At 67.1% G+C, this 11,052-nt stretch carries 8 protein-coding genes; 2 read left to right on the forward strand and 6 right to left on the reverse strand.

The features are described 5' to 3' along the window. Positions 1 to 29 precede the first annotated feature (29 nt). From ABNQ39_RS17705 to nifJ, 4 genes are all read right to left on the reverse strand, one after another. Positions 30 to 1,109, reverse strand: coding sequence for a LacI family DNA-binding transcriptional regulator (locus tag ABNQ39_RS17705; RefSeq protein WP_376962201.1), 1,080 nt, complete (start codon positions 1,107 to 1,109; stop codon positions 30 to 32). Positions 1,110 to 1,142: 33 nt separating this feature from the next. Beyond that, positions 1,143 to 1,505 (reverse strand): hypothetical protein, encoded by a 363-nt coding sequence (locus ABNQ39_RS17710; RefSeq protein ID WP_376962203.1) that lies wholly within the window; start codon positions 1,503 to 1,505, stop codon positions 1,143 to 1,145. 30 nt (positions 1,506 to 1,535) lie between these two features. After that, positions 1,536 to 3,041 (reverse strand): tagaturonate reductase, encoded by a 1,506-nt coding sequence (locus ABNQ39_RS17715; RefSeq protein WP_376962205.1) that lies wholly within the window; start codon positions 3,039 to 3,041, stop codon positions 1,536 to 1,538. A 180-nt stretch (positions 3,042 to 3,221) separates the two neighbouring features. Then, positions 3,222 to 6,755 (reverse strand): pyruvate:ferredoxin (flavodoxin) oxidoreductase, encoded by a 3,534-nt coding sequence (nifJ, locus tag ABNQ39_RS17720; RefSeq protein WP_376962612.1) that lies wholly within the window; start codon positions 6,753 to 6,755, stop codon positions 3,222 to 3,224. A gap of 844 nt (positions 6,756 to 7,599) precedes the next feature. On the opposite strand from nifJ, the gene ABNQ39_RS17725 reads away from it, so the two are divergent. After that, entirely contained in the window at positions 7,600 to 8,883 is a 1,284-nt protein-coding gene (locus ABNQ39_RS17725) for an MFS transporter (RefSeq protein WP_109050644.1), read from the forward strand. Positions 8,884 to 9,172: 289 nt separating this feature from the next. Here the strand turns inward: ABNQ39_RS17725 and ABNQ39_RS17730 are convergent, their stop codons facing one another. Then, the gene (locus ABNQ39_RS17730) at positions 9,173 to 9,343 is read right to left on the reverse strand and encodes a hypothetical protein (RefSeq protein ID WP_376962207.1); all 171 of its coding nucleotides are present in this window, start codon (positions 9,341 to 9,343) and stop codon (positions 9,173 to 9,175) included. A gap of 251 nt (positions 9,344 to 9,594) precedes the next feature. Beyond that, positions 9,595 to 10,293, reverse strand: a complete 699-nt coding sequence (locus ABNQ39_RS17735) for an HAD family hydrolase (protein ID WP_109050645.1) — start codon at positions 10,291 to 10,293, stop codon at positions 9,595 to 9,597. A gap of 239 nt (positions 10,294 to 10,532) precedes the next feature. Here ABNQ39_RS17735 and ABNQ39_RS17740 point away from each other — a divergent pair, with 239 nt between their 5' ends. After that, positions 10,533 to 11,027, forward strand: coding sequence for a MarR family transcriptional regulator (locus ABNQ39_RS17740; protein WP_376962209.1), 495 nt, complete (start codon positions 10,533 to 10,535; stop codon positions 11,025 to 11,027). Positions 11,028 to 11,052: the final 25 nt, after the last annotated feature.

The following is an 11,052-nucleotide window of genomic DNA, read 5'->3' on the forward strand; positions in this document are numbered from 1 at the left end:
CGCAATCGGGAAACGGCAAGGCGCGGACGTTAGCGCTTTTCAGCCGGCCCCTTTACCACTGGTCGGGTGCTGCCGCGGACCACCAGTTCGCAGTCCAGGTTGTGGTGCTTCGGCGTGACGCGGACGCCGTCGAGCGCCGCCAGGATCTGCGTGGCGCTGAGGCGGCCGATCTCGCGCTGGGGCGGGCGGACGGTGGTCAGCGGCGGCGGGCAGGAGCTGCTGAAGGGAAGGTCGCCGAATCCCACCACCGCCAGATCGTCCGGCACCTTCAGGTCGCGGCGGGTGACCTCGAACAGCACACCCAGCGCCAGCGCGTCGTTGGAACAGACGACGCCGTCGATGTCGGAATGGCGGGTCAGGATCTCGTCGATCAGCCAGCGCCCGACCTCCGTCGTCGCGGCATCGGGAACGGTGAAGTCGATGGGATCGTGCAGGCCGCGGCGCATCACCTCCGCCTCGTAGCCGTCGGTGCGGCTGCGGACGCGCAGATCCTGGTGGGCGGCGGCGCCGATGTAGGCGACCTTGCGGCTGCCCTGGTCGTAGAGGTGGCTGGTCTGCATGCGGCCGACCTCGAAATGCGAGAAGCCGACGCTGATATTGACCGCCTCGCCGGGGTGGCCGGGCATGTCCCACATCTCCACCACCGGCACGCCGCAGGAGGCCAGCATGGCGCGGGTCCGTTCGGTGTGGTGGAAGCCGGTCACCACCATCGCCGCCGGCGACCAGGCGAGGAAGGCGCGGATCAGGCTTTCCTCCTCCTCCGGGCTGAACTCGCTGACGCCGAGCAGGGTCTGGTAATGCGCCGCCTGGAACATGCCCTGGAGCGTGTTGTAGGTCTCGGCGAAGAAGGAATTCAGGATGGACGGCAGGATGACGCCGACGGTGCGGCTGCGCGCGGCGGCAAGGCTGCCGGCGACCAGATTGGGCACATAGCCCATCTCGTCGATCACCCGCGCGATGCGTTCGGCGAGATGGTGGGACACCGCCTCCGGCCGGCGAAGATAGAGCGAGACGGTGCTGGCCGACACATCGGCGGCGGTGGCCACGTCGGTCATCGTCACCCGCTGGGTGCCGCGGCGTGTCCGCTTCCTGGTTTCGGTCGTCTGCATCGTCGGTCTTCCTCACACATCAGGTGCGGCGCATCAGTGCCGCGTCGGCGGGTCGGCATGGGCCATGTCGCCATGGTCCGGGTTGGCGAGCGCCAGTTCGGACAGCGCCAGGATCGCGTCGTGAACGAGCTGATAGGCGGCCTCGATCCGGCAGAGTTCCGAATCGCAATCCTCCCCGCTGTCACGCGTCTCCTGGCGCACCGCCCGGAACAGGCTCAACGCCTCGCGACCGATGATCCTATGGCTTGCCCACAGACCGCAATCCTCTTGCAGTGCGAGCGGGATATGCAACAGGCGATGGCGCAGCACGGCCGCGTCAAGCTCCAGTTCGGCGATACGCCGGCTGAGAAGGGGTGTCATTGATGTCATGCCTTCGGGGCGCGTCCCGGTGGACACGCCCCGTTCTCCTGCGGTACGGCAGCCGGATCAGCCGGCGACCAGATCGGCCATGGCGGCCTTCATGCCCTTCGCCTCGATGGCGGCGAGGCTTTCGGCCACCCGCGCGGCGAGGCCGGGGATGGTGGTCAGGTCCTCCTTCCACAGGCGGACGTCGGACAGGATGGCGGCAACCAGCGCCTTCGGATCGCTGCCATTGGCCGCCCAGGCGGCGCTCATGGCGGCGATCACCTCGGCATTGTCGCTGATCGGGTAGGACCCGGCCTCGCGCGTGCCGGCATAGGCGCCGCCGGATAGCTCGCCGCGGTAGAAGCGCAGCAGCGCCGCCAGCGAGAAGGACAGGCCGGCCGGAGCCGAGCCGTTGCGGACCACCGCGTCCTTCAGGCTGGGCAGGACGCGCACCTGCCACTTCGACACCGAGTTCAGCGTGATCGAGATCAGCTCGTGCCGGATATAGGGGTTGCCGAAGCGCTCCATGATGGTGCGGGCATAGTCCTGCCGCTCGGCCTCCGGCAGGGGCACGTAGGGGACGATCTCCTCGAACATCACTCTGTTCAGGTAGGCCGAGACGGTCGGGTCGTCCATCATCGACTTGACGGTGTCCAGCCCGGCGCAATAGGCGGCCAGCGCGCTGGCGGTGTGGGCGCCGTTCAGGATGCGGACCTTGCGGGTGCGGTAGGGCTGGAGATCGTCGGTCCACACCACGTTCAGGCCGGCCTGGTGCAGCGGCAGCTCGTCCGCCAGATGGGCCGGCCCCTCGATCACCCAGACATGGAAGGGCTCGGCGGCGACGGCCAGCCTGTCCTCATAGCCCCACTTGGCGCTGAGGGCCGCGACCTCGTCCTTCGGGTAGCCGGGGACGATGCGGTCGACCAGCGTGTTCAGGAAGTGGTTGTGCGTCTCGATCCAGTCGGCGAAGCCGGCCTCTAGCCCCCAGCGCTTGGCATGGGCCAGGACGATGCGCTTCAGGTTGGTGCCGTTGGCCTCGATCAGTTCGCAGGGCAGGAAGACCAGACCGCTGTCGGCGCTGCCGCCCAGCGCCGTGTAGCGGGCGTGCAGCAGGGCCGCGACCTTGGCCGGGAAGCTGTCCGGGCAGGCGCCGGGCGCATAGGCCTCTTCACGGTCGGCGATGCCGGCCTCGGTGGTGTTGGAGACGAAGAAGCGCAGCGCCGGAGAGGAGGCCAGTTCGACCATCCGCGCCCAGTCGGCATAGGGGTTCAGCGCCTCCGACACGCAAGAGACGACGCGGCGGGATTCGACCTCCTGCCCATTCTCGATGCCGCGCAGCAGGACGGTATAGAGGTTGTCCTGCGCCTTCAGCAGCGGTGCGATGCCCTGGTCCAGCGGCTGCGCGATGGCGACACCGGCTTTGGTCAGCCCCTGCCCGTTGGCGACATCGACCATCCAATCGACGAAACCGCGCAGGAAATTGCCGTCACCCACCTGGAGAATGGTCACGGGCAGGGTCGGAGCGCCGTCGGTGTGAGCGACGTCGAACGCGCCGCCGGCAAGCTGGTCACGGGTCAGGGAGCGCATGACTGGGCATCCTTAAGGGGAGCTGGAAATCCGGGCCCGGCGCCAGGAGGGCAAGCACGGGCGATGAGGTCAATATACTAATATATTAATGGGTGGAGCAAGGGGAAAAGGGTGCGGCATTGTGGTGGGGAGAGGACGACACCCGGCGGAAGTCCCCTCCCCCTGTGGAGAAGGAGTCCCCTACTCCTTGAACCCCGCCATATGCTCGAACAGGTGGCGCTTGCGGCGGATCTCCGCCTCGGCCTCATCCAACAGCACGTGATAGCGCTCGGGATTGGCGCGCTCCACCGCGCTGAAGCGGGACTCGCCGGCCATGAAGGCGGCAAGGCCGGCGGACGGGGCGCCGCTGTCCAGTTGCAGGGCGGTCTTGCCCTCGGCCAGCCGCTGCGGGTCGCGGCGGTAGAGCGACCAGTGGCCGCTGTCCACCGCCAGCTTCTGGTGTTCCAGCCCGTGCGACAGCTCGAAGCCGTGGGCGACGCAATGGCTGTAGGCCAGCACCAGCGACGGGCCGCGGTAGGCCTCCGCCTCCGTCAGGGCGTTCAGCGTGTGGCTGTCGCGGGCGCCGAAGGCGGTGCGGGCGACATAGACATGGTCGTAGGCCATCGCCATCAGCCCCAGATCCTTCTTGGCCGCCGACCGGCCGGCGGTGGCGAACTTGGCCGAGGCGCCGATGGGCGTCGCCTTGGACTGCTGGCCGCCGGTGTTGGAATAGACCTCCGTATCCATCACCAGGATGTTGATGTCGCGCCCCGACGCCAGCGCATGGTCGAGACCGCCATAGCCGATGTCGTAGGCCCAGCCGTCGCCGCCGACGATCCACACGCATTTGCGGACCAAATAGTCGGCCAGCTGCTCCAGCCGGCGGGCCAGCGGGTCCTTCAGCAAGGCGAGCTGCGTCCTCAGCGTGGCGACATGGGCGCGCTGGGCAGCGATGCCGGCGGCGTCGTTCTGCCCGGCCTCCAGCAATGCCGTGACGAGGCCGGGCTCCAGTTGGGCCGACAGCAGGGCCAGCGCGTCGCGCGCCTGTTCGGCCATCCCGTCGATGGCGACGCGCAGGCCGAGGCCGAACTCCGCATTGTCCTCGAACAGCGAGTTGGCCCAGGCCGGGCCGTGGCCGCTGGCGTCGGTGGTGTAGGGGGTGGTCGGCAGGTTGCCGCCATAGATCGACGAGCAGCCGGTGGCGTTCGCCATCACCATGCGGTCGCCAAACAGCTGGGTCAGCATCTTGATGTAAGGGGTCTCGCCGCAGCCGGCGCAGGCGCCGGAGAACTCGAACAGCGGTTCCAGAAGCTGGCTGTGCTTGACGGTGACCGGCACCGACTCGCGCGGAATGGCGGGCAGGCCGCGGAAGAAGTCGAAGGCCTCCTGCTGGCCGGCCAGCGCCTGGATCGGGCGCATCTCCAGCGCCTTGCGGCCGGAACCACTCTTGTCTTTCCCTTCTTTCTCTTGGGCCGGACAGGCGGCGACGCAGAGCGTGCAGCCGGTGCAGTCGGCGGGAGAGGCTTGCAGGCGATAGCGGCCGCCAGGGAACTCGCGGCCCTTGTAGGGGATGGTCTCGAAACCGTCCGGCGCGCCGGCCAGCGCCGACTCCGGCACTACGGTGGCGCGGATGGCGGCATGCGGGCAGACCAGCACGCACTTGTTGCACTCGATGCAGAGGTCGGCGTTCCAGCCCGGCGCCTCGGCCGCGATGTTGCGGTGCTCATATTTCGAGGTGCCGGTCGGCCATGTGCCGTCGACCGGGAAGGCGGAGACCGGCAGCCGGTCGCCATGGCCGGCGATCATCATGGCGGTGACGCGCTTGACGAAGTCGGGAGCGGTTTCGGGCACCGGGGCCGGGCGGATATGATCGGCGGTGACATGGTCGGGCACCGGGACGGGATGCAGGTGGGCCAGCGCCTGATCGACGGCGGCGATGTTGCGCGCCACCACCTCCTCGCCGCGGCGGGAATAGGTCTTGGCAATCGCCGCCTTGATCTCGGCGATGGCGTCCTCGACCGGCATGACCTTCGACAGGGCAAAGAAGCAGGTCTGCATGATGGTGTTGACGCGGCGGCCGAGCCCGACCTCCCGCGCGACGACGCCGGCATCGATGGCGTGCAGGGACAGCCTGCGCTCGATGCAGAGCCGCTGGACCTCGGCCGGCAGGGCGTCCCACACCTGCTGCGGCGTGCCGGGGGCGTTCAGCAGGAGGGTGGCGCCGGGGGCGGCCATCTCCGCCACCTCCACCCGTTCCATCAGCGGCAGATGGTGGCAGGCGACGAACTGGGCTTGCCCGATCAGGTAGGGCGCGCGGATCGGCTCCTTGGAAAAGCGCAGGTGCGACACGGTGGTCGAGCCGGACTTTCGGCTGTCATAGACGAAATAGGCCTGGGCGTGGCCGCCGCTGCGCGACTGGATGATCTTCAGCGAGTTCTTATTGGCGCCCACCGTGCCGTCGGCGCCGAGGCCGAAGAAGACGGCACGGGACACGCCCGGCTCCTCTACGGCCCAGTCCGCATTCCAGGGGATCGAATTGTGGGTGACGTCGTCGGTGATGCCGATGGTGAAGCGGCGCTTCGGACGGTCGCGGCCCAACTCGTCGAACACCGCCTTCGCCATGGCCGGGTTGAATTCCTTGGACGACAGGCCGTAGCGGCCAGCGACGACGATAGGGTCTATGGCACTCGAATCGGTGGCGCGGGCTTCGGCCAGGGCGGCAACCACGTCGAGATAGAGCGGATCGGCGACGGCGCCGGGCTCCTTGGTGCGGTCGAGCACGGCGATGCGCCGCACCGTCGCCGGCAGGGCGGACACGAAATCGGCGATGGCGAAGGGACGGAGCAGGCGGACGGTCAGGCAGCCGACCCGCTCCCCCTGCCCGACCAGCCGGTCCACCGTGCCGTTGCAGGTCTCGGCACCCGATCCCATGACCACCACCACCCGCTCCGCCTGCGGATGACCGTGATAGTCGAACAGGCGGTAGGCCCGGCCGGTGCGGGCGGCGAGCCGGTCCATCATCTCCTGCACGATGGCCGGGCAGGCGTCGTACCAGGGGTTGGCGGCCTCGCGCGCCTGGAAGAACACGTCGGGATTCTGCGCCGTGCCGCGGACGACCGGATGGTCCGGCGTCAGGCCGCGGCGGCGGTGGGCATCGACGCACCGGTCGTCGATCAGGGCGCGCAGATCGTCGTCCGCCAGCGGCTCGATGCAGTTGAACTCGTGCGAGGTGCGGAAGCCGTCGAAGAAATGCAGGAAGGGCACGCGCGCCCGCAAGGTGGCGGCATGGGCGACGAGCGCCAGATCCTGCGCCTCCTGCACGTTGGCCGAGGCCAGCATGGCGAAGCCGGTCTGGCGGCAGGCCATCACGTCGGAATGGTCGCCGAAGATCGACAGCGCATGAGTCGCCAGCGTGCGCGCCGCGACATGCATGCAGAAGGGCGTCAGCTCTCCGGCGATCTTGTACATGTTGGGGATCATCAGCAGCAGGCCCTGCGACGCGGTGAAGGTCGTCGCCAGCGCGCCGGCCTGCAAGGCGCCATGGACCGCCCCGGCCGCCCCGCCCTCCGACTGCATCTCCACCACCTGCGGCACGCTGCCCCACAGGTTGGGGCGGCGTGCCGCCGACCATTCGTCGGCGAATTCCCCCATCGGCGAGGACGGCGTGATCGGGTAGATCGCGATGACGTCGCTGGCGCGATAGGCCACGGAGGCCGCCGCCTCGTTGCCATCCATGATGCGGACGGAAGAGGCGGACCTGATGGGGGCGGTGGAGGTCGGGCTTTGGGTCATGCCGGAAAAATCCTTTGTGCTGGCGACAGTCGTCTCCCGAGGGGGGCGTCTTCGATGACGGGGCCGGCGGGTCTTTCAAAAGCCGGCGCGGATTGCGGCAGAAAACGGCGGTCGACCAGGGCGAATGGTCGATCCGAAGCGGGCCGGACACATTGACGTCGGTCAGTCCGGAGCGGAATTTCCGGGTGCCGCTGCTCTGCGCTGCACAACTGTCTGATATATTACTTTTGCAAGGAAGGCCCCAGATTGTCGCACTGCAGCAATTAGCAAAGGCCGAGCGTTTCCGCGGAGATGGCAGCGGCATGGCCGCCGTTCCTTCATGACCGGCGGGACGGAAACGGCGCATAGCCCGTTGATCCAGGTCATTTATGGCGAGCCGATGCTGTGGCTTCCTACAGGCGGATGAACCGGGCAGACCGGCCCGCCTTTAAAATCCGAACAGCAAAACAGGCCTTTCAACCTTCAATTATATTGCACCGCAGCAAGTAACCGCTCTCGGGAAACGGGCGGGTTTTTGCTGCGACTGCGAAGAAATCAGCGCCTCGCATCATTGGACTGCGACATTTTCGCAAGAGCCGAAGGCGGCACCGGAAAACCGCTTGCACCCAACACTGATATATTAATATAACTCCGTCAGCGATGCTCCCGCCTCTCTTGAAGCAGAGCGGAAGCGACCCATTCGCCCGGCACCGAACACCCGCCGGCCAGGCATCCCGCCCGAGGATCGCCGCCTGAAGGGCCTGTACGTGCGCACCGGCGCCTGCCGTGGCAGGCATGTGAGGAAAAGATGAACAAGATCCGTGGTTTGCGGTGGCAAATCCTTGCCCTGATGATGCTGGGCACCGTGGTCAACTACATCGACCGCAACACTCTGGGCATCCTGGCGCCGACGCTCAAGGAACAGCTACACTTCACGACCGAGCAGTATTCCTTCATCGTCAGCGCCTTCCAGCTCTGCTACAGCCTGATGCAGCCGGTCGCCGGCTACATCACCGACCTGATCGGGCTGAAGCTGGGTTACGCGATGTTCGCCGGCGTCTGGGGCATTGCCGCCGCCATGCACGCACTGGCCGGCAGCTGGCAGTCGATGGCCTTCTTCCGCGGTCTGCTGGGCGTCAGCGAAGCGGCGGCCATGCCGTCGGGCGTCAAGACCTCCACTCTGTGGTTCCCGGCCAAGGAGCGCTCTATCGCCACCGGCTGGTTCAACACCGGCAGCTCCATCGGCGCGATGATCGCCCCGCCCTTCGTCATCTGGCTGTCGCTGACCTATGGCTGGCAGGAAGCCTTCCTCGTCACCGGTCTGCTGGGTGTCGGCATGTCGGCCCTCTGGTACATGCTGTATCGCAACCCGGAAAACCATCCGCGCCTGACCAAGGAAGAGCACGCTTACATCCTGGACGGCCAGGAACAGGTCGAGCTGCCGAAGCCGTCGATGAAGCGCGTGCTCGGCAAGGGCAAGTTCTGGAGCATCGCCGCCGCCCGTTTCCTGACCGAGCCGGCGTGGCAGACCTTCAGCTTCTGGATCCCGCTGTACATGGTCTCCACCCGTGGCATGGACATCAAGCAGTTCGCCCTGTTCGCCTGGCTGCCGTTCCTGGCCGGTGACATCGGCTGCATCCTCAGCGGTTACCTGTCGCCCTTCTTCGTGAAGCGCTTCAAGATGTCGCTGGTCAATTCCCGCATCGCCGGCGTCGGCGTCGGTGCGGTCTGCATGATCGGCCCGGCGCTGATCAGCTTCACCGTCAGCCCGATCGCCGCGATCTTCCTGTTCTCCCTCGGCGCCTTCGCCCACCAGATGCTGTCGAGCCTGCTCTATGCCCTGGTGACCGACACCTTCGAAAAGCAGGACGTCGCCACGGCGACCGGTTTCGGCGGCATGGCCGGCTACATGGGCGGCATGATCTTCTCGCTGATGATCGGCCAGCTCGCCACCACCATCGGGTACGAGCCGCTGTTCGCCTGCCTGACCGTGTTCGATCTCGCCGCCTTCGCCATCATCGCCCTGGTGCTGGGCCAGCGCGGTCCGAAGTCCGCCGCCGCCGTCCCGAACGCCACGGCCGGCGCCGACTGACGGTCCGCCCGTCCCTGAAACGCCCCTTCACTGTGATCGAGACGCCCTCCGGCTCACCGCCGGGGGGCGTTTCCGTTCCGGTGATACTGGATAAAAAATACGAGCGTAAGAAGGAAAGCCGCTTGCCAGACCGATGAGATATTAATATATTAGTCCCGTACCGCTGGATGCGCCGTGGGTTGACCCGGCACAACTTGTTGGACGTTCCTCTCGGACTTCAAAGCCGCTGGTTTTTCCGGCGGCTTTTTTTTGCCCATCCGATCAGAGAATGCCTGGTCTGGAGACGGCGTCAGTTGAACAGGAAGGATTGGCTGTCGATGGCGACCGCGGGGACCGGGCGTTCCGGCGTGGCGGTGACGGCCGCGGCGGCGGCGACGGACAGCAGCGACGCCAGCGCGAAGGCGGAGGCGACCAGGGCGCGGGCGACGGTATGGCGGCCAGTGAACTGATGGGCGGGCATGCGGCGGCTCCTGATCCGGGGGTTCGATGAGCAGGGTTTCGATGATCGGGGCGTCGGGGAGCGGCGTCACCATCATCGGCAAACCCATGCTGCCACCGCTCCGCCCCTGTGAAACGCACCGTTACCGCATGTCCTGCATGATCATGTTGCACTGCGTCACAGCGCTGTGACTGTGCATGATCCATAATACGGCAACAACTCGCAGCGCTCCGATTGCATCGGCGGACCGGATACTTTCCTGTAACGTCGTTTTACTGTGCCAGTCCGCGGCGTCCGCCGACTTCGTCCAGATGATCCAGCATGTCGGCCGGGTCCTCATAGACGCGCAGCGCGCCGGAGCGCTCCAGCTCCTCCCGGCCATAGCCGCCGGACAGCAGGCCGATCCCCAGCGCCCGCGCCCGTTTGGCGGCGATCATGTCCCAGATGCTGTCGCCGACCACGAAGGCGCTGGCGATGTCCACGCCGATACGTGCGGCGGCGGCCAGGAACAGGTCGGGGTCGGGCTTAGCATATTCGACCTCGTCACGGGTGATGACCGCGGCCCTCAAGGGATCGACGCCCAGCTTCTCCAGCGCCGGCCGCGCCGTCTCCATCCGGCCGCTGGTGGCGATGGCCCAGGGGATGTTCAGCTCCGTCAGCGTGTCGAGCAACTCGCGGGCACCCGGCAGCGGAACCACGCCGGGAGCCAGCCGCCGGTAGGCCTGCGCATGGCGGTGGCGCAGCCGGTCGAGCAGAGCCTGGTCGGCGCCGAGACCGGTTTCGCGCAGCAGCATGTTGGTGAACAGCCCGCCGCTCATGCCGATCTTGCGGTGGATGCGCCAGACCGACAGGGCGATGCCCTCCTCGTCCAATGCCTCCTTCCAGGCCAGCACATGCTGGTAGACCGTGTCGGTCAGCGTGCCGTCGAGGTCGAACAGGAAGGCGTTGGTCAGACGGGGGGTGCCGGTCATGTCCAGTGTCCGCGGTTTGTGAGAGTTGAACCACAGATGGGGCGGACCGGCCGTTTTCGCCAAGCCTTTGCCGAGGGGGCAATGGATTTCCCTCAACGATAATCCACGCGAATCGGCCCGATACTTTCACCACGCAGACGCGAAGACTGCCGCTTCCGCTGGCGCGTTGACTTCGCTACAGTCCCCCGCCAAGCTTGCCGCCGGTTGGTTCGGTGCAGTTTCGGGAGGGAGAAAAGCGCGTGTCGGAAAGGCCGGAGGATGGCGACAACCCGTCGACCGACGACGATCTGGTCACCTTGCTGGACCAGGTCAGCCGGCTTGTCTATGGCATCAGCTTCACCGATGGGCTTTTCCCGGCCCAATGGGTGGCGTTGCGCTATTTCCATGACGCGCCGGAGCCGGCCCGCACCCTGACCGCGCTGGCGCGGTTCCAGAAAATCCACCTGGCACCGGTGTCGCGCACCGTCTCCACCCTGGTGGACAAGGGGCTGCTGACCCGCCGCCCGCACCCCGGATTCAAGCGCGGCTGGCTGTTCGACCTGACCGACGACGGCAGGATCCTGCTGGAGCGCGACCCCCTGCGCCAGTCGCTGAGCCCGCCCATAGCCGCCATGGCGGCCAACGAACGGGCGATGCTGGGGCGGCTGATGAAGCGGATCATAACCCACATGCAGACGGGCAGCGGCGACGGCGAAGCCGGAGGGGAGAAGGCGAACGGCACGCCGGACGCCTGACCCGGCCTGCCGCTCCCCCGCTCCG

The organism is Azospirillum sp. A26 (assembly GCF_042604635.1).
GTDB classification, from domain to species: domain Bacteria; phylum Pseudomonadota; class Alphaproteobacteria; order Azospirillales; family Azospirillaceae; genus Azospirillum; species Azospirillum palustre.